The following is a 23,350-nucleotide window of genomic DNA, read 5'->3' on the forward strand; positions in this document are numbered from 1 at the left end:
GTGTCCGAGGGGGGACTTGAACCCCCACGCCCGATAAAGGGCACTAGCACCTCAAGCTAGCGCGTCTGCCATTCCGCCACCCGGACCGGGTGTGTCGTCCTCGCTGCTGTCCGCCGCGCTGACTCCGTAACTGTAGCAAAGATCCGCTTGCGGACCCAAAACCGTTCCCGCCCGGGCGGCCGCCCGCCCGGCGCCGGGAAATTCGCTCTTGGGTGCGGGCGGCCGGCGGGGGAGGATGGCCGCAGGGTGCCCGTGGTGCCCGGCCGGGCCGGGGGTCGTGAGCAGGAGTGCCACGGGTTGCGTAGACGCCGCAGAGACGAGGAGTGACCGTGAGCGAGTCGAGGGCGGACCAGGCGGGTGCCGCGCGGGTGACGGCGGAGTCGGAGGTCGCCGAGATCTGCCGTGACCTGATCCGGATCGACACCAGCAACTACGGGGACGGCTCGGGCCCCGGCGAGCGCAAGGCGGCCGAGTACGTCGCGGAGCAGCTGGCCGAGTTCGGGCTGGAGCCGACGATCATCGAGTCGGCCAAGGGGCGGGCGTCCACCGTGGTGCGGATCGAGGGCGAGGACCGCTCCCGTCCCGGCCTGCTGATCCACGGGCACCTCGACGTGGTCCCGGCCAACGCCGCGGACTGGACCTACGACCCGTTCGCCGGCGAGATCGCCGACGGCTGCGTGTGGGGCCGCGGTGCGGTCGACATGAAGGACATGGACGCGATGACGCTGGCGGTGGTCCGCGACCGGCTGCGCACCGGCCGCAAGCCCCCGCGCGACCTGGTGCTGGCCTTCGTCGCGGACGAGGAGGCGGGCGGTACCTACGGCGCCCGCCACCTGGTCGACAAGCACCCGGGCCTGTTCGAGGGCGTGACCGAGGGGATCGGCGAGGTCGGCGGCTTCTCCTTCACGGTCAACGACGACGTCCGGCTGTACCTGGTGGAGACCGCCGAGAAGGGCATGCACTGGATGCGGCTCACGGTCGAGGGCCGGGCCGGGCACGGGTCGATGGAGAACGACGACAACGCCATCACCGAGCTGTGCGAGGCGGTGGCCCGGCTCGGCCGGCACAAGTTCCCGCTGCGGATCACCAAGACCGTCCGGGCCTTCCTGGACGAGCTCTCGGACGCGCTCGGGGTCCAGCTCGACCCGGAGAACATGGACGAGACCCTCCGGGTGCTCGGCGGCATCGCCAAGATGATCGGCACCACGCTGCGCAACACCGCCCAGCCGACCATGCTCGGCGCCGGCTACAAGGTGAACGTCATCCCCGGCCAGGCCACCGCGCACGTGGACGGCCGCTTCCTGCCCGGCTACGAGGAGGAGTTCCTGGCCGAGCTGGACAGCGTGCTCGGCCCCCGGGTGAAGCGCGAGAGCCTGCACACCGACAAGGCGATCGAGACCACCTTCGACGGCGCCCTGGTGGACGCCATGCAGCTGGCCCTGCGGGCGGAGGACCCGATCGCCCGCGCGGTGCCGTACTGCCTGTCGGGCGGCACCGACGCCAAGTCCTTCCAGGACCTCGGGATCCGCTGCTTCGGCTTCGCGCCGCTGCAGCTGCCGCCGGAGCTGGACTTCGCCGGAATGTTCCACGGCGTGGACGAGCGGGTGCCGGTGGACGGCCTGAAGTTCGGGGTGCGGGTGCTGGACCGGTTCCTCGACGCCTGCTGAACGGCCGGCCTCCCGGCTGCTCGACGACGGCCCGCCCCGGTGCTCCGGGGCGGGCCGTGCGCATTGTCGGAGCGGATGATTTGGGACAGCGCGACACGCGGTTGAAGAAACGATACTGCTTGGAATTCTGCGTCGATCACATATGCGAGCTGTCACCGCTGAGAGTGAATGGGTGATCGCCTCCGTACCCCGTTCGCCACGCCCTCGTTCACCCATATGCAGTCACGAGAACGGCTGCGGAATCGACCAGGAGGAACCATGAAGGTCAAGAAGATCGCCGCTGTCACCGCCGCCGCCGGTGGCCTGGTGCTCGCCGGCGCGGGTATGGCGTCCGCCCACGGCGGCGCCACCGCGCAGGGTGCGGCGGTCGGCTCCCCGGGCGTGCTGTCGGGCAACCTGGTCCAGGTCCCGGTGCACGTGCCGGTCAACGTCTGCGGCAACACCATCAGCGTGATCGGGCTGCTGAACCCGGCGTTCGGCAACAACTGCCAGAACTTCTGAGCCGGTCCCGGCCCGCGGGCCGGTCGACCGCGCCACCGATGACGGTCGGCCGATGACGGTCCGTCGACCGATGCGCCCCTGAGCCGAGGATCCGCGGCTCAGGGGCGCAGTCGTGTCCGCGCGGCCTTGTCCGCGGGCCGGCGCTCGTCAATGCGACGGACTGTTAAGGACTTCACTCGATCGGAGGAAATACATCCGTCCGGCTCAACCTTCTCGGCCCGCCGTCGTTGTCCGGAGTACCGGCGGATTGATTCGTCGGGAATTCCGACAAGTACAGAAGTCAGGGGAGTCAATTGCGACAGGTCGCTAAGAAGGGCCTCCTCACTGCCGTCGCCACCGGCAGTGTGCTGGCCTCGACGGCGGGCTACGCCTATGCCGCCGGCAGCGAGGCCCAGGGCGTGGCGGCGAACTCGCCGGGCGTCGGCTCGGGGAACGCGGTGCAGGTCCCGGTCGACGTCCCGGTCAACGCCTGCGGCAACACCGTCGACGTCATCGGCCTGCTGAACCCGGCCTTCGGCAACAAGTGCGGCAACGCCGCGCAGAACCGCAGCACCCACCCGGCGGCCCACGCGGGCGGCGCGGCGGCGAGCGGCGCCACCCACGGCTCGCCGGGGGTCGCCTCGGGCAACGGCGTGCAGGCCCCGATCGACATCCCGGTGGACGCCTGCGGCAACTCGGTCAACGTGGTCGGCGTCGGCAACCCCGCCTTCGGCAACGACTGCGCCAACCACAGCCACCCGGTGCCGGCCCACCCCGCCCCGCCCAGCACGCCCCCGGCCGGTGAGGACTGCCCGCCGGACCACCCGGGCGGCCACAACCCGCCGCCGACCCAGACGCCCCCCACCCAGACCCCGCCGAGCCAGCCGCCCGGCACGGGCACCCCGGGCACCGGCACCGACCGCAGCGGCGGCGGCCCGGGCGACTCTAACGGTCCCGGTACCGGCTCCGGCGGTACGGGTACGGCCGTCACCCCGGTCTCGGACACCTCCGCGCACGCCGCCCCGGCGAGCTCGGGCGGTCAGCTGGCCTCCACCGGCGCGGACGGCGTGGGGCTGCTGGCGGGCACCGGCGCGCTGATGCTGCTCGGCGGCGGCGTGCTCTACCGCCGGGCCCGGGCCGCGGCCTGACCGCGCCCGCAGGGGCCTGACGGACCCCGTCGCGTGCCCGCAGCCGTCCCCTCGCGGCTGCGGGCACCGGGCGCTGCGGGCCCCGGGTGCGCCGTGCGGGCGCGGCCGCCGGGCCACCACGGCCTCGGCCGCCGGGCTACCAGCTGCTGCGCACCTGCCGGATGATCCGGCGCCGGAGCAGGACGGTCCGGCTGCCGTCCGGGAACAGCCGCAGACGGTCCAGCTCCCAGTGCCCGTACTCGGCGTGCTCGGTGAGCAGCTGGCGGGCCGCGTTGCGGGTGGTCCCGCGCGGCAGCCGCAGGGACTGGTACTCGTACTCCGGCTGCCGGGTCAGCTTGGGTGGCGTCAAGTCTCTCCTCCTGCGTTTCGGCTGTCGGCAAGCCTAGAGCCTGCCGCGGACAACCTGCCCGGCCCGGGCGGTACGGCCCTCGGGCGGATCGTGTTCCCTTCCGCGCACCCGTACGCCGGGCCGCCGGCCGTCCGGTGTCCCGGTCGTCCGCCGAGCCTGCCGTCGGTCCGGGCTGATCGTCCATCAGTTTTCGACTGTGGACGAGATACCCCGAGGTGGGCCGCCGACCCCCGGAATCACCCGTTCCGCCCGAGGTCCGCTCCGGAACAGAACGGAGCGGATCGGACATCGGGGGGTAACTTGCCCGGAATTAACGGCTGTAGGTGACAACCGCTGTGCGTGTCGCCGCCGGGTGGGGATAGCGTCTGCACCATGTCTGATGCCGCGCAGCTCACCGTCAACGAGGTACGCGCCGCCGCCGAGGCGGTCAAGGCCGCAATCGATCGCCACCTGGAAGCAGTTTCGAGCGCCACCGAAGCCGGCGAACCCGCTGTGGTCACTGCCTACGAGGAGCTCGCCGCGGCGGCCATCGCCTACGATCAACTTCTCTACGAGGCCTACGACGAGGTCACCCCCTTCGAAGTCCCCGGCGACGAGGCCGGCGGTGCCTACCACGGCCCCGACCAGCCCGAGGCGATCAGCGTGCTGATCCGCCGCGACTACCTGGTCGCCGACCCGTCCCGGCTGCGGTCCCAGGCCGAACGGGTGGACAGCAGCCTCACCCCGGGCGGCGGGTCCGGGGACGCCGTGACGGCCGCCATCGGGGTGCTGTTCGGCGAGTACGAGCCGGACGAGATCGCTGCCAGGGCGGAGGAGTTCGGCCTGGAGGAGGGCGACTCCACGCTCTGGGTGTCGGCCACCGACCCGGCCGAACCCGGCGAGTGGCTGCCGGAGCCCTTCGACGGCCTCGACCCGCAGCTGCTGATCTGCCGCTTCGACGTCAGCGAGGTCTACGACGACGAGCTGGACGGCTTCGAAGCGGAGCTCTGACAGCGGCAGCGGCGCAGGCCGCACGGTGAGGGGCGGGGACGCCGGCAGTCGCGTCCCCGCCCCTCACCGCTGCTCCGGCCGGCCGGCCGGCCGGCCACGCCCACGGCCGGCGCCGGCCCGGCTCAGCGGCAGATGACGAAGTCCGGGTAGGGGTGCCGGCCGTCCCGGTCGCCGATCTCGTCGATCGCCCGGCGGATGTCCAGGAGACGGCCGACGGGCAGTTCCAGCGGCGGCTCGTTGGGCTGGTAGGTGGTCCGGATCGGGTAGTCCACGCCCGGCTCGGTGGTCATCTCGATGTGGCAGCCGAGCAGGTGGGTGACGGGACGGTCGGCCGCGAACGCGATCAGCCGGTCGATGGACCGGCCGAAGGCGGCCCAGTCCGAGACGTACAGGCGTCCCGGGTACACGGTGTCGCCGGTGAACAGCAGACCGGTCGGCGGGTCGTAGTAGGTGACGGCGGCCGCGTGGTGGCCCGGGGTGGCCAGGCACTCCAGCACCCGGCCGCCGAGGTCGACCAGGGCCACCCGGTCGGGGTCCTCGGTGAAGCCGAAGAACTCCCGCACGCTCTCCGGCGCGGCCGGTACCACCACGGTGTCCGGCCGCCCGGCGAACTGGGCGTCGCCCGCGACGTGGTCGCCGTGCGCGTGCGAGTGCAGCACCAGCAGCCCGTAGCCGTCGCGGGGGTGCGCGGCCAGCCACTGCCCGACCAGCTCGTCGACGACCCGCCGCAGCGGGAAGAACTCGGCGGACTCGGTCGCGCCGGTGTCGATCAGCACGGCCCGTTCGTTGCCGAAGAGCAGGAATAGGAACGGCCCCTCGTAGTTGACCGCCATGTTCTGGCGCAGGACGAAGGTGTGCTCGTCGTAGGCGTGCACCTGGATGTCTGGGTCGGTGTTGTGCTTCGCCGACGGCGATCCGTGGATCCAGGCGACGTCCAGCGGGCGGGCCTGCGGCGTCCCCGCCGTGAAGTCGATAGGCCGGGCGTCGGCCGTGCTGCTGTCCATCGTGCCCCCTGGGTCTGGTCGCGGCCGGGGTCCCCCCGACCAGGAGGCAGTGTAGTTCGGCCACAGTCCGAGGGGCTCGCCGGTGGGCCGCTGCGCGCGGCGGCCGGCGGTGAACCGCCGGCCGCCCGTGCGCTACGCCTGCTCGGCGTGCTCGGCCAGGATGGCCCGCAGCCGGGTGCCGCGCGGCTGGGCGGGACGCTCGGCGACGGCCTGCGCCAGCGCCTGCCCGGCCGCGTGCACCACCGACAGGTGCCGCTCGGCCCGCCCGAAGGCGGTGTAGACCCACTGTCTGGTCAGACCCGCCGCCGCGTCCGGCGGCAGCACGACGACCACCGCCGGCCACCGCCGCCCGACGGCCTGGTGCGCGGTGAGCGCCCAGCCGTGCCGCAGTCCGGAGGCCTCGGCGGGGGAGAGCGTCACCCGCCCGCCGTCCGCCAGTTCCAGGTGCAGGCCGGCCGCGTCGCCGTCGAGTACCCGGCCGGGCCGGGCGACACCGAAGGACGGCGAGAACACCACCCGGTCGCCCGGGTCGAAGCCGCCGAACCGGCCCGGGCCCGGGTTCAGCCGGGCCTTGGCGGCCGCGTTCAGCGCCCGGGTGCCGGCGTCGCCGCCGTGCCCGGGGGTGAGCAGCACGGTCTGTTCGGCGGGGATGCCGAGCGCGCGCGGGATGGAGTCACCGAGCAGCTGCACCGCACGGTGGACCGCCTCGGCGCCGTCCTTGGCCCCGAGGATCACCACCTCCTTCTCGGGCGCCTCGACGGTCAGCAGCTCGCCGATGCCGATGCCGGAGACCAGCTCGCCGATCGGGCCGAAGTCCGGCGTCCGGGAGGCCACCGCCGGGCAGAGCTTGGCGGCCAGCAGATCGGCGAAGAACCGGCCGGGCCCGGCCGACCAGAGCTGGCCGGGGTCGCCGCTGAGGACGAGGCGGGTGCCGTCGGCGACCGCCTCCAGCAAGGTGGCGGCCTGCTCGACGTCCAGCAGCGGCGCGTCCAGGACCACCAGCAGGTCCAGCGCGAGCGAGCCGTCCTCGGCCCGGCCGGGACCGGCGGCGCCGGACAGCAGCTCGGACAGCACGGCCACCCGCTCGGCGGCGGGGGAGCCGGGGAGCAGCCCGGCCAGGCTGTCGCGGCCCTGCTCGGTCCAGGTGGCGGCCCAGGCCCGCAGCTTGAGGCGGTGCGCGGCGTCCAGCAGGGCGGCGGGCTCCGCTCGGGCCGCCTCACCGCCGGTGTGGACCACCAGGGAGGCGTCGGCGACGGCCCGGATCAGAGCGGTGGCGGAGGAGGTCGGGGCCGCTTCGGCCGCGGCCGCCCAGGCCGCCGGGCGGGGTGCGGCAACGGCCGGGCGCTCCCCGTCGGCGTCCTCCGGCCCCTCCGGCTCCTCGTGGTCCGCCGGCTCCGCTGCCGGCTCCGGTGCGTCCTGAGCCTGGCCGGCCTCGTCGTCCGTGCCGGGGGTGAAGGTGGAGAGCACCCGGACCAGGCCGTCCGCCAGGCTCTCCTCGGCCAGCGCCAGACGCTCCAGGGCCAGCACGGTCCGGGTGGGCGGCTCCTCCTCGTCGTCGGCGCCGGGGCGGCCGGGGAGCTCCTCCTGGAACGCCATCACCAGGCCGTCCACCACGACCGTCTGCAGGGCGGCGGCCGGGTCCGGCAGGCCGAGCCGCTCCAGGCCGCCGGCCACCTCGCCGATCTCCTGCGCGGAGTGGCCGCGCAGGGTGGCCTGCTCCAGCAGCCAGGGCACCAGGGCCTGGGCCCGGCGCGGGTCGCCCGGTCCGGCCTGCGGGCCGAGCAGTCCGCGGGCGAAGCCGTCCGCCTGGTCGGGGCGTACCCCGGGCAGGGTGAGCACGGCCCACGGGTCCGCCTTCAGCGCCTCGGCGGCGCCCTCGCCCAGCTCGGCGACGGCGGCCGGGGCCAGCGCGGCGGGCGCGCCGCCGGAGGCGAGCACCTCGGCGGTGGCCCGCAGGGCGGCGGCGCGCTGCTCGTCGGTGGCCGGCCCGGGCGCCGCCGGGGCGCCGTCGTCCGGGCCGTCGGCGGCGCCGCCGTGCCCGACCGCCCGGATCGCCTCCGCGAGGGCGGCGACCGCGCCGGCCCGCTGCTCCTCGCCGGCGGGGGTGGGTACGGTCTCGCTGCTCGCCGCTTCGGTCATGGGTACGCTCCTCACAGCCGGCGCTACAGCTCCGTCCAGCCCTGGTCCGGGTAGCGGCGCAGTGGGGCCGATACATCGTCCAGAGCGCCGCGGATCTCACCCGGAAGCGTAAGGGCCTCCACCGACAGCGCCGCCAGCAGCTGGGTCGCGTTCCGGGCGCCGACCAGCGCGCTCGCCACGCCGGGCCGGTCCCTGACCCAGGCGAGGGCGACCGCCAGCGGGCTGCTGGCGAGCCCGTCGGCGGCGGTGGCGAGGGCGTCGACGATCCGGCGCGAGCGGTCGCCCAGGTACGGCTGGACGAAGCCGGACAGGTGGGCGGAGGCGCCGCGCGACTCGGGCGGTACGCCGTGCCGGTACTTGCCGGTGAGCACGCCGCGGCCGAGCGGGGAGCTGGCGAGCAGGCCGAGGCCGGCGTCCAGGGCCGCGGGCAGCAGTTCGCGTTCGATGCCGCGCTGGAGGAGCGAGTACTCCATCTGGGTGCCCGCGAGCGGGACCCGGCCGTGGCCGCCGTGCTGCCAGGTGGCGGCCTTGGCGAGCTGCCAGCCGCTGAAGTTGGACACGCCCACGTACCGGGCGCGGCCGGAGGCGACCGCGAGGTCCAGGGCGTGCAGGGTCTCCTCGGTGGGGGTGGCCGGGTCGAAGGCGTGCACCTGCCACAGGTCGACGTGGTCGGTGCCGAGCCGGTGCAGCGAGGCGTCGAGGGCGGCCAGCAGGTGGCCGCGGGAGCCGTCGAAGCGGCGGTCGGTGCCGGGGACGCTCCCCGCCTTGGTGGCGATGACCAGCTCCGAGCGGGGGACCAGGCTGTCGGTGAGCCGGGAGATCAGGTACTCGGCGCCGCCGTCGGCGTACACGTCGGCGGTGTCGATCAGGGTGCCGCCGGCGTCGACGAAGACCTTGAGCTGTTCGGCCGCCTCGTGTTCGTCGGTGTCCCGGCCCCAGGTCATGGTGCCCAGCCCGAGGCGGGAGACCCGCAGCCCGGTCCGTCCGAGGTGACGCTGTTCCATCGGGCCGGCCCTTTCGCCAACTGACGAACACGCAGGTGAACGCGGAGACGGGAGGCGTCCTCCCCCTGCCGGCTGAGCGTAGCGGTCACACCCCCGGGCAACCCCGAAAGACCCGCGCACACGCCGCGCGCGCCCCTGGGCCGGGGCGCGTTGTGGCGGTTTCGCGCCGTACTCGTCCAGGTGACGCAGCCCACAGCTACCGGCCAGTAGCATGACTGCCGAAGGCGGGGCTACCCTCACGCCACGGACCGACTGGAAGGCTTGGCACCCATATGCGACTCGGGATCAACCTCGGCTACTGGGGACTCGGCATGGACGCCGACAACATCGCCGTCGCCCAGGAGGCCGACCGCCTCGGCTACTCGGTGTGCTGGGCCGCCGAGGCCTACGGCTCGGACGCGGCCACCGTGCTCAGCTTCGTCGCCGCGAAGACCGAGCGGATCGACGTCGGCTCGGCGATCTTCCAGATCCCGGCCCGCACCCCCGCGATGACCGCGATGACCGCCGCCACCCTGGACACCCTCTCCGGCGGCCGGTTCCGGCTCGGCCTCGGCGTCTCCGGCCCGCAGGTCTCCGAGGGCTGGTACGGCGTCAAGTTCGACAAGCCGCTGGCCCGCACCCGCGAGTACGTGGAGATCATCCGCAAGGCGATGTCCCGCGAGCGGCTGGTCCACGAGGGCGCCAACTGGACCCTCCCGCTGCCCGGCGGCCCCGGCAAGCCGATCAAGCTCACGGTCCACCCGGTGCGCGAGCACATCCCGCTGTACATCGCCGCGATCGGCCCGAAGAACCTCGAGCAGACCGGCGAGATCGCCGACGGCTGGCTCGGCATCTTCTTCGCCCCCGAGCACGCCGCCCTCTCGATCGACCCGCTGAAGGCCGGCCGCGCCAAGGCCGGGCAGGACCTCGACGGCTTCGACCTCTGCCCGACCGTCGCGATCTCGGTCGGCGAGGACGTCAAGGCCGCCGCCGACTCCCAGCGCTCCTACGCCGCCCTCTACATCGGCGGCATGGGCAGCAAGGACAAGAACTTCTACAACCAGCTCACCCGCCGCATGGGCTACGAGCAGGCCGCCGACGAGATCCAGGAGAAGTACCTCGCCCGGGACTACGCCGGCGCCGCCGCCGCCGTCCCGCACGACCTGATCGACTCCACCGCCCTGCTCGGCACCAAGGAGCGGATCGCCGACCGAATGCAGGCCTACGCCGACGCGGGCGTCACCACCCTCACCCTCGCCCCGGCCGGCTTCACCCTGGACGAGCGGATCACCGCGCTCCGCACCGGCGTCGAGGCGCTGGAACTGGCCAACCTGGCCTGACCCGCGGCCCACCGCGCCCGTCCGTCCCGTCTCCCCGCCTCCGCCGGAGCGGACGGGACGGGCGGCCGCCGCGCGCGGCCTAGAGCCAGCCGGCCCGCTTGAAGGCCCGGTGCAGCCACACGCACACCCCGCCCATCAGCGCCAGGACCGCCGGGTAGCCCCACACCTGCCGCAGCTCCGGCATGTGGTCGAAGTTCATCCCGTAGATCCCGGCGATCAGCGTCGGCACCGCGGCCAGCGCCGCCCAGGCCGAGATCTTCCGCATGTCGTCGTTCTGCTGCACGCTCACCTGGGCCAGATTGGCGTTCAGGATGTCGGAGAGCAGCCGGTCCAGACCCTCGACCAGCTCGTTGACCCGGTTCAGGTGGTCCGCCACGTCCCGCAGGTACGGCCGCAGCTTCTCCGGGACGAACCGCATCCCCTCGCCCACCAGCCGGGCGGCCGGCTCCTGGAGCGGCAGGGTGGCCCGCCGGAACCGCATCGCCTCGCGCTTGAAGCCGTAGATCCGCTCCGCCACACCCCGCGCCCGGCCCGGCGCGAAGACGTCCGCCTCCAGCTCGTCCAGGTCGCCCTGGAGCTCGGTGGCCAGGTCCAGGTAACTGTCAACCACCAGGTCGAAGACCGCGTACAGTACCGCGGCCGGGCCCTGCCGCAGCAGCTCGGGCTGCTTCTCCAGCTCCGCCCGAACCCCCTTCAACGGGCTGTCCGCGCCGTGCCGGATCGTCATGACGTACGAGTCGCCGAGGAACACCATCACCTCGCCGATGCTCAGCGAGTGGTCCTCGGGGTGGTAGCCGGCCGTCTTGAGGACCATGAACAGCGAGTCCTCGTACTCCTCCAGCTTCGGCCGCTGGTGGGCCGCCACGGCGTCCTCCACCGCCAGCGGATGGAGTCCGAACTCGGCGCTGACCAGGTCGAGCTCCTCGGTGGTCGGCTCGGCCAGCCCGATCCACAGGAAGCTGTCCCCGGCCGCCCGGGCGGCGTCCAGAGCGTCCGAGAGGTCGTCAGGCCCCTCGGTGCGGTGGCCGTCCCGGTAGACGGCGCTGTCGACGATCATTCGTCCATTGTCCCGCCCGGACGCTCGAACAGCCGTCACCTCCACCGAAAGCGCACGAGCCGACCACCCGGCGCACCCGGCGCACCCGGCCGCCCGCACGCCGTACGCTTGGCCGCATGCCCACCCTGCTGCTCGTCCGCCACGGCCGCTCCACCGCCAACACGGCCGGCGTCCTGGCCGGCTGGACCCCCGGCGTCGACCTCGACGACACCGGGCGGGCCCAGGCCGCCGAGCTGCCCGCCAGACTCGGCGGGATCCCGCTCGCCGCGGTCGTCTCCAGCCCGCTGGAGCGCTGCCGGCAGACCCTGGAACCGCTGCTCGCCGCCCGCCCGGAACTCGGCGCCCCCGCCCTGGACGAACGCCTCGGCGAGTGCCACTACGGCGACTGGACCGGCCGCCCGCTCGCCGAGCTGGCCGAGGAACCGCTCTGGCGCACCGTCCAGGACCACGCCTCGGGCGCGGCCTTCCCGGGCGGCGAGTCGCTGCGCGCGCTCAGCCACCGCACCGTGGACGCCGTCCGCGACTGGAACGACCGGATCGCCGCGGAGCACGGCCCCGACGCGGTCTGGGCGGCCTGCTCGCACGGCGACGTGATCAAGGCCGTGGTCGCCGACGCGCTCGGCCTGCACCTCGACCACTTCCAGCGGATCTCCGTCGAGCCCTGCTCGGTCACCGCGATCCGCTACACCGCGCACCGCCCGTACCTGCTGCGCCTCGGCGACACCGGCGGTCTCGCCTCGCTCGCCCCGAGGACCGGCGGCCCGGTGGCGGCCGGGGACGCGGTGGTCGGCGGCGACACCGGCGCCCCGGCGCCCGCTGCCACGCCCTGACCCCGGGCCCGCGGCCTGCCGCACCCCGCCCGCCGCGTACGCCGTAGGCTGGCCAGAGACAGCCCCTGCCCGATCCCGATCCGGAGCGAGAGAGTGCCCCGTCAGGTCTACTTCTACGACCAGCCCGAGCGGTTCGTGGCCGGTACGGTCGGCCAGCCCGGCTCCCGCGCGTTCTACCTCCAGGCCAGCTCACGCGGGCGGATGACCAGCGTGCTGCTGGAGAAGACCCAAGTCGCGGCGTTGGCCGAACGGGTCGACGAGGTCCTGGACGAGGCCCTGCGGCGCAGCGCCGGCTCCACCACGATCCCCGCCGTGGCACCGTCCGAGCTGATCGACACCGCCCCGCTCGACCTGCCGCTGGAGCAGGAGTTCCGGGTCGGCACCATGGCCCTCGCCTGGGACAGCGTCGACGAGTGCCTGGTGGTCGAGGCGCAGGCGGTGACCGAGGAGGACGAGGACGACGAGGCCGCCCTGGAGGACGAGGAGAACGGCCCGGACATGCTCCGGGTCCGGCTCAGCGGGGCGATGGCCCGGGTCTTCGCCAAGCGCGCCCTCGACCTGGTCGCCGCCGGCCGCAAGCCCTGTCCGTTCTGCAACCTCCCGCTGGACCCGGAGGGACACCTGTGCCCCCGCGCGAACGGCTACCGGCGCTGAACCCGCAGCCGGACGGCCCGGCCACCCCGGCGGCCGCGGACCGGGACACCCGGCCCGCGGCGGCCGGGGAGCAGGGCGCCGACGTCCCGGGCACCGACCCGGCGACCAGCGCCGCCCTGGCGGCCGACACCGCCGTCGCCCTCGAGCTGCTGCGCTCGGGCACGCTGACCGTGCACGGCCGGGTCACCGACGCCTCCAACGCCGTGCTGTACTGCACCGTCGCACTGGACGGCCTGACCGCCCCCTGCGTCTACAAGCCGGTCACCGGCGAGCGCCCGCTCTGGGACTTCCCCGACGGCACCCTGGCCGGCCGCGAGGTGGCCGCCCACGAGCTCGCCGCCGCCACCGGCTGGCCGCTGATACCGCCCACCGTGCTGCGCGAGGGCCCGTACGGCGCCGGGATGGTCCAGCTCTGGATCGAGCCGGACCTGGACGCCCCCGAACTGCTCGCCCTCCAGGACCCCGCCGGTCCCGAACCCGGCTGGCTGCCGATCATCCGGGCCGAGGTGGGGGAGGGCCGCACCGCGCTGCTGGTGCACCGCGACGACCAGCGGCTGCGCCGGCTGGCCGTCCTGGACGCGGTCCTCAACAACGCCGACCGCAAGGGCGGTCACTGGCTGCCCGCCGCCGACGGCCGGATCTACGGCATCGACCACGGCGTGACCTTCGCCGTCCCCGGCAAACTGCGCACCCTGCTCTGGGGCTGGGCCGAACAGCCCCTCCAGGACGAGGCCCGGGAGGTGCTCGACCGGCTGGCCGCCGACCTCGACGCCGATCTCGCCGACCGGCTCCGTCCGCACCTGACCGAGGCCGAGCTGGCCGCCACCCGGCAGCGGGTCGCCGTGCTGCGCCGCAGCGGGCGCCATCCGCTGCCGTCGGCGGACTGGCCGTCGATCCCCTGGCCGCCGGTCTGACCGGTTCGGGCGCATGCGACCCGATACCGCACAGGTTCGGTCGGAAAGCGATTCCAGTCGATCCTCGCGACTGGTTAGCCTTTCAAATGATCGCAAGGTTAGAGTCGGATCCATGCATTCCTGGCCCGCCTCCGAGGTTCCCGCCCTGCCCGGTCAGGGGCTCCCCCTGCGCATCCACGACACCGCCACGAGCAGTGTCCGAGAGGTCGTGCCCCAGGGCCCGACCGCCCGCCTGTACGTCTGCGGCATCACCCCGTACGACGCCACCCACCTGGGGCACGCTGCCACCTACAACACCTTCGACCTGGTGCAGCGGGTCTGGAAGGACGCCGGCCACGACGTCCTCTACGTGCAGAACGTCACCGACGTGGACGACCCGCTGCTGGAGCGGGCCGTCGCCACCGGCCAGGACTGGACGGCGCTCGCCGAGCGCGAGACCGCCCTGTTCCGCGAGGACATGACCGCGCTGCGGATCCTGCCGCCCGCGCACTACATCGGCGCCGTCGAGTCGATCCCGTGGATCGTCCCGCTGGTCAAGAAGCTGCTGGCGAGCGGCGCCGCGTACGAACTGGACGGCGACATCTACTTCTCGGTCGAGTCCGAGCCGCGCTTCGGCACGGTCTCCGGTCTCACCCGCGAGCAGATGCTGCCGGTCTTCGGCGAGCGCGGCGGCGACCCCGAGCGACCCGGCAAGAAGCACCCGCTGGACGCCCTGCTCTGGCTGGCCGCCCGCCCGGGCGAGCCCGCCTGGGACACCGAGCTCGGCCACGGCCGCCCCGGCTGGCACATCGAGTGCGTCGCCATCGCGCTGGAGTTCCTCGGGATGTCCTTCGACATCCAGGGCGGCGGCACCGACCTGTCCTTCCCGCACCACGAGATGGGCGCCGCGCACGCCCAGGTCGCCACCGCCGAGCACCCGTACGCCCAGGCCTACGTGCACTCCGGCATGGTCGCGCTGGACGGGCACAAGATGTCCAAGTCCCGCGGCAACCTGGTCTTCGTCTCGGTGCTTCGCCGCGAGGGCGTCGACCCGGCGGCGATCCGGCTGGCCCTGCTGGCGCACCACTACCGCAGCGACTGGGAGTGGACCAAGGACGACCTGGACCGTGCCGTCGAGCGCCTCGCCCGCTGGCGGGCCGCGGTCTCCCGGCCTGACGGCCCGTCCGCCGAGGGCATGCTCGCAGAGGTCCGCGCCGCCCTGGCCGAGGACCTGGACGCACCGGCCGCGCTGGCCGCCGTCGACCGCTGGGCCGCCCGCCAGGAGGAGACCGGCGGCGAGGACATCAGCGCTCCCGGTCTGGTCTCGCGGACTGTGGACGCACTGCTGGGCGTCGCGCTGTAACGGCCGTCAGCTGCCGAAGGGGCGTCAGGACCACCCGGTTCTGACGCCCCTTCGGCGTTGCTGCGGCGGGGCTCAGACGCCCGGCCGTCCGCCGTCCTCGTCGCCGTCCGGCCCGCGCTCGGGCCCGGGTGCGGACCCGTCCCGGTCGGAGGCGGCGTCACCGATCTCCGTCCCCGCGTCGTCGGCTCCGGCGTCGCCCGGGTCCGGCTCCGTACGGTCGTCCGCGGCGCCGTCCCCGGCCTCGTCCCCGGCGGGGGCCTCGGCAGAGCCTTCGGCCGGGCCCTCGGCGGGCCGGGTGCCCGGCTCGTGGTCGGCCGGCCGCTCGGCGGTGGCGTGACCGGCGACCGGCTTCTCGCCGGTCGGGCCCAGGTTGTCGCGGCGCCGCAGATAGCGCTCGAACTCGCGGGCGATGGCGTCACCGGACGCCTCCGGCAGCTCCGCGGTGTCCTGCGCCTCCTCCAACTGCTGCACGTACTCGGCGACCTCGCTGTCCTCGGCCGCCAGCTGGTCCACCCCGAGCTGCCAGGCCCGGGCGTCCTCGGCCAGCTCGCCCGGCGGGATCCGCAGGTCGAGCAGGTCCTCCAGCTTGTTGATCAGGGCCAGGGTGGCCTTCGGGTTCGGCGGCTGCGCGACGTAGTGCGGCACGGCGGCCCACAGCGTCACGGCCGGCACCCCGGCGTGCGCGCAGGCCTCCTGCAGCACACCGACGATGCCGGTCGGCCCCTCGTAGCGGCTCTCCTCCAGGTCCAGCGAGCGCGCCAGCGCCGCGTCCGAGGTCACCCCGCTGACCGGGACGGGCCGGCTGTGCGGGGTGTCGCCGAGCAGCGCGCCCAGGATCACCACCAGCTCGACGCCGAGCTCGTGGGCGAAGCCGAGCAGCTCGTTGCAGTACGAGCGCCAGCGCATGCTGGGCTCGATGCCGCGCACCAGGACCAGGTCGCGCGGCTTGGGCTCGGTCACCCGCACCACCGAGAGCCGGGTGGTCGGCCAGGTGATCCGGCGGACCCCGCCGTCCAGCCAGACGGTCGGACGGTTGACCTGGAAGTCGTAGTAGTCCTCCGCGTCGAGCGCGGCGAACACCTTCCCGCCCCAGGTCTCGTCCAGGTGGCCGACGGCCGCCGAGGCCGCGTCACCCGCGTCGTTCCAGCCCTCGAAGGCACAGACCATCACCGGGTCGATCAACTCGGGAACGTCCTCCAGCTCGATCACCCAGCGTCTCCCTCCATCGGTCAGCCGCCGCCCCCGTCCGGTGCGCACCGGCTGGCCGGCCGCCGACTGTCCAACCCTCGCGTGGAACGCCCCGTTCCACGGTCCCTACCTGCCCAGCCTACGGTCTTTGATACCTGTCCCGGCCCGGAGGGAGAGAGCCTATCCGAGGGGGGTCGGGGCGGGGTGGAATTAGCGCCCGGGCCGGGCGCGGGCCCGGTCGGCGGCCGTCCGGCGCCGGAACTGACCGGGCGTCGGGCCCTCCCGCCGGGGTCCGGCCCGGCGGGCTCCGGCCGCCCGGTCCGGCGTGCTACCCCGCGGCGGCCGCCGTCACCGCGGGCAGGTAGCCCTGGGACTGGCCGGTCGCCGTCGGGTGGAAGGACTCCCACAGGTGGGTGAGGACGAACCGGGTGATCCACTCCTGGCCGCCGCCCGCGCAGACCCCGTGCCCGGCGAAGGCCCGGCGGACGTCGGCGAAGGCGAACCCCTGCTTCTCGGCCTGCTGCCGGATCAGCTCGTCCAGCCGGTCGGTGAGCGCGTTGAAGCGGGCCCGGCGACTGTCGGTGCCGACCACGCAGACCGTGCCGGTGTGCAGCAGGTACGGGTAGCCGGTGACCACCACCCGGGCAGCCGGCGCCGCCGCGCGGATCCCGTCGTACAGGGCCGCCAGCCGCCCGGGCAGCTCCTCGCGCAGCAGGCGGTCGCTCTCCTCCAGCGCGGGGTCGCACTGGGCGTCGGTGGCGAACGGCGGCAGGCAGGAGGCCACCGCGTCGGCGAAGGCGAGGTCGTTGCCGCCGGCGGTCAGGGTGACCAGCGCGGTGTCGGCGGGCACCGCGGGCAGCTGGTCGCGCAGCACGTCCGCGGTGGTGGCGGCGGAGCAGGCGGCGTCGGTGAAGGCGGCCGGGTGGTGCTCGGCGTTCCACAGCGCGGGGTAGGCGTGGGCGCCGCGGTGGCAGTCGCCGCTCGCGGCATCGTACGGGCCGGCGGCGACCCCGGCGGCGTAGGAGTCGCCGAGCGCGGCGTACCCGCCCACCGGTTCGGCCGCTGCGGCCGGGGGCACGGCGAGCAGCAGGGGCAGGGCGACGAGGACGGCGAGCAGTCTGGGGCGCACGGGCTTCTCCGGGAGGTGCACCGGCCGGCCGGGCGGCACGGCCGTTTCGCTACGCATGGTAGTGGGTCGGATGCGAAGAGTTGGCATGTCTGGAATTGCAAATCCGCGCAAGCGGTTTGCGTTCTCTGACGTACACTCGCAGCCATGACACGACGACTTGCCGAGGTGGCCAAGAAGGTCGGGGTGAGCGAGGCCACCGTCAGCCGGGTGCTGAACGAGAAGCCCGGCGTCTCCGAGGCGACCAGGGCCGCGGTGCTGACCGCGCTGGACGTGCTCGGCTACGAGCGGCCCACCCAGCTGCGCGGCGAACGGGCCCGGCTGGTCGGTCTGGTGCTGCCGGAGCTGCAGAACCCGATCTTCCCCGCGTTCGCCGAGGTGGTCGGTGGTGCGCTGGCCGGGCAGGGGTTCACCCCGGTGCTGTGCACCCAGACCGCGGGCGGCGTCTCCGAGGCCGACTACGTGGACCTGCTGCTCGAGCAACAGGTCTCCGGCGTGGTCTTCTTCGGCGGCCTTTACGCCCAGGGCGACGCCCCGCACGAGCACTACGACCGGCTCGCCGAGCGGAGCCTGCCGACGGTCCTGCTGAACGCGGCCATCGACCACCTGGACTTCCCCCGGGTCTCCTGCGACGACGCGGTCGCGGTCGAGCAGGCGGTGGGCCACCTCAAGCAGTTGGGGCACCGGAAGATCGGGCTGGTGCTCGGCCCGGCCGACCACGTGCCCTCGCACCGCAAGCTCGCGGCGGCCCGCGCCGCGATGGCCAAGGCCGGCCTCGACCTGCCCGAGGAGCAGGTCGAGCGGGCCCTGTTCAGCCTGGAGGGCGGCCAGGCCGCGACCACCCGGCTGCTCCGGCGCGGGGTCACCGGGGTGGTCTGCGCCTCGGACCCGCTGGCGCTCGGCGCCGTCCGCGCGGTGCGCCGGGCCGGGCTCTCGGTGCCCGAGGACGTGTCGGTGATCGGGTACGACGACTCCTCGTTCATGATGTGCACCGATCCGCCGCTGACCACCGTCCGGCAGCCGATCGAGGCGATGGGCCGGGCGGCCGTGGAGCTGCTGGTGGGGGAGATCGCCGGGGTGAAGGTCACCCACGACGAGTTGCTGTTCGAGCCGGAGCTGGTGGTGCGCGGCTCGACCGCGCCGGCCCGCGAACGGGCGTGAGCGAGGCCCGCTGACGGGGAGTCCACCCCGGGGCGGTCGAAGCGGGCGGGCACTACGGTGCCCGCCCGCTTTCGTGTGCCCGGATGCCGGAGGGCCGGTACGAGCCGTTGACATGCCCGTAGCCGCTCTGTAACTCTTGGCTGCCATCACGCAAAAGACGTACAGAGATACGTCATTTTCTCGATATCTGCCGCAACTTTCCCGGAGCCACCGCCCCGGATGTGCCGGCAGCGGAGTTCCGGGCCGTCACCCTGACAGTGGCGCCCCGGGCCGTACCGACGCCCTGCGCCTCGCGGGGGACCGCACCACCCGCACCCGCCCACCGGGTGCACACACGGCGGAGCCGGGAGCCGACCCGCCGCGCACCGTCATCGATCACCGACGCCGACCACCGACGCCGCTCGCGGACGTCGATCGCGGAGTCAGAGACAGAGGGACGCAATGAGATCGAAGCGCAGACTGCCACGGCTGACCGCCGGTTCGGCCGTGCTGGGGATGCTCCTGCTGGCGGGGCCGTTGCTGCCGGCCGCCCAGGCCGCGGGCGGCCCCAACCTCGCGGCCGGGAAGACCGTGACCGCCAGCAGCGTCGGTGACGTCTACGTCGTCGGCAACGTCAACGACGGCAACCAGAACAGCTACTGGGAGAGCGCGGGCAACGCGCTGCCGCAGTGGGTCCAGGTGGACCTCGGCAGTGCCACCGCCATCGACCAGGTGGTCCTCAAGCTCCCCGCCGCCTGGGAGTCCAGGACCGAGACGCTGACCCTGCTCGGGAGCTCCGACGGCACCGACTTCGCCACCCTGACCGGCTCCGCGGTCTACTCCTTCGACCACGGCGCCGGCACACCGTCCGGATCAACTTCGCCTCCACCAGCGCCCGTTACGTCCGCGTCAACGTCTCCGCCAACACCGGCTGGCCGGCCGCCCAGTTCTCCGAGTTCGAGGTGTACGGCGCCGCCTCCGCCTCCGCGAACCTGCTGGCCGGCCGCCCGGTCACCACCAGCAGCGCCAACGGCGCCTACACCGGCGCCAACGCGGCCGACGGCAACCAGGGCAGCTACTGGGAGAGCGCCAACAACGCCTTCCCGCAGTGGATCCAGGGCGATCTGGGCGCCGCCGTCCCGGTCGACAAGCTGGTACTGAAGCTGCCGGCCGGCTGGGCGAGCCGGACCGAGACACTGAAGGTCCAGGGCAGCACCGACGGCACCAACTTCACCGACCTCGCCGCCGCCACGGGGTACGCGTTCAACCCGGCGACCGGCAACACCGCCACCGTCAACCTGGCCACCGTCACCACCCGGTACCTGCGGCTCACCTTCACCGCCAACTCGGTGTGGCCGGCCGCCCAGCTCGCCGAGTTCGAGGCCTACGGCCCGGCCTCCGGCGACACCCAGGCGCCGACCGCCCCGAGCGCCCTGGCGTACACCCAGCCCGCCCCCGGCCAGATCCGGCTGACCTGGAACGCGGCCACCGACAACACCGGCGTCACCGGCTACGACCTGTACGCCGACAACGTCCTGCTCACCAGCCTCGCGGGCACCGTGCTGACGTACACCGACAGCCGTCCGGACAGCGCCACCGTGGCGTACTACGTGAAGGCCAGGGACGCCGCGGGCAACCAGTCCGCCGCCAGCAACACCGTCACCCGCACCGGCCAGGGCGGCGACACCCAGGACCCGTCCGCCCCGAGCAACCTGGCGTACACCCAGCCCGCCTCCGGGCAGATCCGGCTCACCTGGGGTGCCTCGGCCGACAATGTCGGGGTGAGCGGCTACGACGTGTACGCCAACGGCGCGCTGCGCGCCTCGGTGGCGGGCACCGTGCTGACGTACACCGACAGTCAGCCCGACACCGCGACGGTCTCCTACTACGTGAAGGCCAAGGACGCGGCGGGCAACCAGTCGGCCGGCAGCAACACCGTGATCCGCACCGGCCGGAGCGGCGGCACCGGGACCAACCTGGCCGCCGGGAAGCCGATCACCGGCTCCTCCTCGGTCTTCACCTTCGTCGCCGCCAACGCCAACGACAACGACGCCACCACGTACTGGGAGGGCGGCCCGAACAGCTACCCGGACACCCTGACGGTGGCGCTCGGTGCGAACGCCGCCACCAGCTCGGTGGTGGTCAAGCTCAACCCCGCCGCCGCCTGGTCGGCCAGGACCCAGACCATCGAGGTGCTCGGCCGGGAGCAGAGCAGCTCGGCCTTCACCCGGCTGGCCGCCCCCCAGACGTACTCCCTCGACCCGGCCTCGGGCAACACCGTCACCATCCCCGTCACCGCCACCGCGGCCGACGTCCAGTTGAGGATCACCGCCAACAGCGGCGCGGCGGCCGGGCAGGTGGCGGAGTTCCAGGTGATCGGCGTCCCGGCGCCCAACCCGGACCTGGTCGTCACCGGCCTGGCCCCGACGCCCGCCAACCCCGTCGAGACCGACACCGTCTCGCTCGCCGCCACCGTGAGGAACAACGGCACCGCGGCGGCCGGGCCGAGCACCGTCGGCCTCTACCTCGGCACCACCAAGGTCGGCACCGCCCAGGTGGGCGCGCTGGCGGCCGGCGCCTCCAGCACCGTCTCGGCCGCCATCGGCGTCCAGAACGCCGGCAGCTACCAGCTGACCGCCAAGGCGGACGAGACGGGCGCCGTGATCGAGCGGGACGAGACCAACAACGACTTCACCGCCCCGGTCCCGCTGGTGGTCACCCCGGTCGCCAGCTCCGACCTGGTGGCCGCGCCGGTCAGCTGGACGCCCGGCAACCCGGCGGCCGGCAACACCGTCGACTTCGCGGTGGCGCTGAAGAACCAGGGCACGGTGGCGTCCGCCGGCGGCAGCCACGGCGTCACCCTGACCGTCGCCGACGCCACCGGCGCGGTGGTGAGGACGCTGACCGGCTCGTACGGCGGAGCCATCGCCGCCGGGGCCACCACAACCCCGGTCTCGCTGGGGAGTTGGACGGCGGCCAACGGCAAGTACACCGTGCGGACCGTGATCGCGAACGACGCGAACGAGCTGCCGGTGAAGCAGGGCAACAACACCTCCAGCCAGCCGCTGTACGTCGGGCGCGGCGCCAACATGCCGTACGACACCTACGAGGCCGAGGACGGGGTGCTGGCCGGCGGCGCGGCCGTGGTCGGCCCGAACCGGACCATCGGCGACCTGGCCGGCGAGGCCTCCGGCCGCAAGGCCGTCACGCTCAATTCCACCGGCTCCTCGGTGGAGTTCACCACCAAGGCGCCCACCAACACGCTGGTCACCCGGTTCTCCATCCCGGACGCGCCGGGCGGCGACGGCATCGACTCCACGCTGAACGTCTACGTCGACGGCAGCTTCCTCAAGTCGATCGACCTGACCTCCCGGTACGCCTGGCTGTACGGCAGCGAGACCGCGCCGGGCAACGGCCCGAGCGCGGGCGGCCAGCGGCACGTCTACGACGAGGCCAACGTGCTGCTGGGGACCACCGTGCCGGCGGGCAGCCGGATCCGGCTGCAGAAGGACGCGGCCAACACCAGCCAGTACGCGATCGACTTCGTCAGCCTGGAGCAGGCCACCCAGACCGCCAACCCGGACCCCGCGAAGTACGCGGTGCCGGCGGGCTTCACCCAGAACGACGTCCAGGCCGCACTGGACCGGGTGCGGATGGACACCACCGGCACCCCGGTGGGCGTCTACCTGCCGCCCGGCGACTACCAGACCGCGGGCAAGTTCCAGGTCTACGGCAAGGCCGTGAAGGTGATCGGGGCCGGCCCCTGGTTCACCCGCTTCCGCGCCCCATCGGGCCAGTCCAACACCGACATCGGGTTCCGCGCCGAGGCCTCGGCGAACGGCTCGACCTTCGCCGGTTTCGCCTACTTCGGCAACTACACCTCGCGGATCGACGGGCCCGGCAAGGTCTTCGACTTCGCCAACGTCGCCAACATCACCATCGACAACATCTGGACCGAGCACATGGTCTGCATGTACTGGGGTGCCAACACCGACTCCATGAGGATCACCAACTCGCGGATCCGCGACACACCTTCGCGGACGGCATCAACATGACCAACGGCTCCACCGACAACCTGGTCTCCAACAACGAGGCCCGGGCGACCGGTGACGACAGCTTCGCGCTGTTCTCCGCCATCGACGCGGGCGGCGCGGACGAGAAGAACAACGTCTTCGAGAACCTCACCTCGCTGCTGACCTGGCGGGCGGCGGGCGTGGCGGTCTACGGCGGCTACGCCAACACCTTCCGCAACGTCTACATCGCCGACACCCTCTGCTACTCGGGCGTCACCATCTCCTCGCTGGACTTCGGTTACCCGATGAACGGGTTCGGGGCCGACCCGACCAACCTGCAGAACATCTCGCTGGTCCGGGCCGGCGGCCACTTCTGGGGCGCCCAGGTCTTCCCGGCGATCTGGGTCTTCTCGGCCTCCAAGGTCTTCCAGGGGATCCGGGTGAGCGACGTGGACATCGTCGACCCGACGTACAGCGGGATCATGTTCCAGACCAACTACAGCGGCGGCCAGCCGCAGAACCCGGTCACCGACACGGTGTTCACCAACGTCTCGATCACCGGCGCCCGGAAGAGCGGTGACGCCTACGACGGCAGGTCCGGCTACGGCATCTGGGCCAACGAGATGCCCGAGGCCGGCCAGGGCCCCGCGGTCGGCTCGGTCACCTTCAACCACCTCACCCTGAGTGGCAACGCCAAGGACATCCAGAACACCACCTCGACCTTCCACATCACCGTCAACCCGTAACGCCGGAGCTCCGGAGCAGGGCGGGCACCGGGGTGCCCGCCCTGCTCCGGCATGCCCGCGACCGGGCCCTCAGGCCGGCTTACGCAAGTAGACAGTCGTGTTTTTGCGAAATCTCGTCGACATCTTGTGGTCATCTGTCGAGGCTGGTTAAGTGGTCGACGCCAGCAGGCGATGCGTCACCGCAGCGGCCGAGGTATCCCCTCGCACGCGTCCTCCCGCCACCCGACGGTGCTTTCTCGG

General features: G+C 73.4%; 17 protein-coding genes, 1 tRNA gene and 1 pseudogene. 11 read left to right on the plus strand and 8 right to left on the minus strand.

Annotated features, from left to right (window positions below; translation table 11 throughout):
- Nucleotide 1: 1 nt before the first annotated feature.
- Nucleotides 2–86, minus strand: a tRNA-Leu gene (locus AB0D08_RS30850).
- A gap of 243 nt (nucleotides 87–329) precedes the next feature.
- On the opposite strand from AB0D08_RS30850, the gene AB0D08_RS30855 reads away from it, so the two are divergent.
- The 3 genes from AB0D08_RS30855 to AB0D08_RS30865 all read left to right on the plus strand — a co-directional run bounded on the left by AB0D08_RS30855 (nucleotide 330) and on the right by AB0D08_RS30865 (nucleotide 3,295).
- Complete coding sequence (locus AB0D08_RS30855) at nucleotides 330–1,667, plus strand: M20/M25/M40 family metallo-hydrolase (RefSeq protein WP_033823170.1); 1,338 nt, start codon at nucleotides 330–332, stop codon at nucleotides 1,665–1,667.
- 258 nt (nucleotides 1,668–1,925) lie between these two features.
- Complete coding sequence (locus AB0D08_RS30860) at nucleotides 1,926–2,168, plus strand: chaplin (RefSeq protein WP_359893501.1); 243 nt, start codon at nucleotides 1,926–1,928, stop codon at nucleotides 2,166–2,168.
- A gap of 293 nt (nucleotides 2,169–2,461) precedes the next feature.
- Nucleotides 2,462–3,295: a chaplin family protein gene (locus AB0D08_RS30865; RefSeq protein ID WP_359893503.1), complete on the plus strand. Its 834-nt coding sequence runs from the start codon at nucleotides 2,462–2,464 to the stop codon at nucleotides 3,293–3,295.
- A gap of 136 nt (nucleotides 3,296–3,431) precedes the next feature.
- Here the strand turns inward: AB0D08_RS30865 and AB0D08_RS30870 are convergent, their stop codons facing one another.
- Complete coding sequence (locus AB0D08_RS30870) at nucleotides 3,432–3,629, minus strand: DUF5703 family protein (protein WP_033817856.1); 198 nt, start codon at nucleotides 3,627–3,629, stop codon at nucleotides 3,432–3,434.
- 387 nt (nucleotides 3,630–4,016) lie between these two features.
- Here AB0D08_RS30870 and AB0D08_RS30875 point away from each other — a divergent pair, with 387 nt between their 5' ends.
- Complete coding sequence (locus tag AB0D08_RS30875; protein ID WP_033817853.1) at nucleotides 4,017–4,634, plus strand: hypothetical protein; 618 nt, start codon at nucleotides 4,017–4,019, stop codon at nucleotides 4,632–4,634.
- Nucleotides 4,635–4,756: 122 nt separating this feature from the next.
- Here AB0D08_RS30875 and AB0D08_RS30880 read toward each other — a convergent pair whose 3' ends face one another.
- From AB0D08_RS30880 to AB0D08_RS30890, 3 genes are all read right to left on the minus strand, one after another.
- Nucleotides 4,757–5,638 (minus strand): MBL fold metallo-hydrolase, encoded by an 882-nt coding sequence (locus AB0D08_RS30880; RefSeq protein WP_359893505.1) that lies wholly within the window; start codon nucleotides 5,636–5,638, stop codon nucleotides 4,757–4,759.
- Nucleotides 5,639–5,770: 132 nt separating this feature from the next.
- Nucleotides 5,771–7,777, minus strand: coding sequence for an ATP-binding domain-containing protein (locus tag AB0D08_RS30885; RefSeq protein ID WP_359893507.1), 2,007 nt, complete (start codon nucleotides 7,775–7,777; stop codon nucleotides 5,771–5,773).
- 23 nt (nucleotides 7,778–7,800) lie between these two features.
- A complete protein-coding gene (locus tag AB0D08_RS30890; protein ID WP_033817565.1) occupies nucleotides 7,801–8,781 on the minus strand; it encodes an aldo/keto reductase in 981 nt (326 codons plus the stop codon).
- Between the two features lie 272 nt (nucleotides 8,782–9,053).
- Between AB0D08_RS30890 and AB0D08_RS30895 the strand changes: the two genes are divergently transcribed.
- Nucleotides 9,054–10,100, plus strand: a complete 1,047-nt coding sequence (locus AB0D08_RS30895) for an LLM class F420-dependent oxidoreductase (RefSeq protein ID WP_033817564.1) — start codon at nucleotides 9,054–9,056, stop codon at nucleotides 10,098–10,100.
- Between the two features lie 79 nt (nucleotides 10,101–10,179).
- Here the strand turns inward: AB0D08_RS30895 and corA are convergent, their stop codons facing one another.
- Entirely contained in the window at nucleotides 10,180–11,157 is a 978-nt protein-coding gene (gene corA / locus AB0D08_RS30900) for a magnesium/cobalt transporter CorA (protein WP_359893510.1), read from the minus strand.
- 116 nt (nucleotides 11,158–11,273) lie between these two features.
- Here corA and AB0D08_RS30905 point away from each other — a divergent pair, with 116 nt between their 5' ends.
- The 4 genes from AB0D08_RS30905 (at nucleotide 11,274) to mshC (ending at nucleotide 14,897) form a co-directional block, all read left to right on the plus strand.
- Nucleotides 11,274–11,987, plus strand: a complete 714-nt coding sequence (locus AB0D08_RS30905) for a histidine phosphatase family protein (RefSeq protein ID WP_033817562.1) — start codon at nucleotides 11,274–11,276, stop codon at nucleotides 11,985–11,987.
- Nucleotides 11,988–12,080: 93 nt separating this feature from the next.
- Nucleotides 12,081–12,641, plus strand: coding sequence for a DUF3090 domain-containing protein (locus AB0D08_RS30910; protein WP_033817561.1), 561 nt, complete (start codon nucleotides 12,081–12,083; stop codon nucleotides 12,639–12,641).
- 116 nt (nucleotides 12,642–12,757) lie between these two features.
- Nucleotides 12,758–13,555 carry an SCO1664 family protein gene (locus tag AB0D08_RS30915; protein WP_033817570.1) on the plus strand — a complete coding sequence of 266 codons (798 nt, stop codon included), beginning with the start codon at nucleotides 12,758–12,760 and terminating at the stop codon, nucleotides 13,553–13,555.
- Between the two features lie 112 nt (nucleotides 13,556–13,667).
- A complete protein-coding gene (gene mshC, locus AB0D08_RS30920; RefSeq protein ID WP_033817560.1) occupies nucleotides 13,668–14,897 on the plus strand; it encodes a cysteine--1-D-myo-inosityl 2-amino-2-deoxy-alpha-D-glucopyranoside ligase in 1,230 nt (409 codons plus the stop codon).
- 72 nt (nucleotides 14,898–14,969) lie between these two features.
- On the opposite strand, the gene AB0D08_RS30925 is transcribed toward mshC, so the two are convergent.
- Nucleotides 14,970–16,106 carry a PAC2 family protein gene (locus tag AB0D08_RS30925; RefSeq protein ID WP_359893513.1) on the minus strand — a complete coding sequence of 379 codons (1,137 nt, stop codon included), beginning with the start codon at nucleotides 16,104–16,106 and terminating at the stop codon, nucleotides 14,970–14,972.
- Nucleotides 16,107–16,413: 307 nt separating this feature from the next.
- A complete protein-coding gene (locus tag AB0D08_RS30930) occupies nucleotides 16,414–17,214 on the minus strand; it encodes an SGNH/GDSL hydrolase family protein (RefSeq protein WP_158515414.1) in 801 nt (266 codons plus the stop codon).
- Nucleotides 17,215–17,358: 144 nt separating this feature from the next.
- Between AB0D08_RS30930 and AB0D08_RS30935 the strand changes: the two genes are divergently transcribed.
- Both AB0D08_RS30935 and AB0D08_RS30940 read left to right on the plus strand, forming a co-directional pair.
- Complete coding sequence (locus AB0D08_RS30935) at nucleotides 17,359–18,372, plus strand: LacI family DNA-binding transcriptional regulator (protein WP_033817559.1); 1,014 nt, start codon at nucleotides 17,359–17,361, stop codon at nucleotides 18,370–18,372.
- 441 nt (nucleotides 18,373–18,813) lie between these two features.
- Nucleotides 18,814–23,110: pseudogene (locus AB0D08_RS30940) on the plus strand (discoidin domain-containing protein).
- Nucleotides 23,111–23,350: the final 240 nt, after the last annotated feature.

The sequence above is a fragment of the Kitasatospora sp. NPDC048540 genome, assembly GCF_040651175.1.
In the GTDB taxonomy this organism is placed as follows: Bacteria; Actinomycetota; Actinomycetes; order Streptomycetales; family Streptomycetaceae; genus Kitasatospora.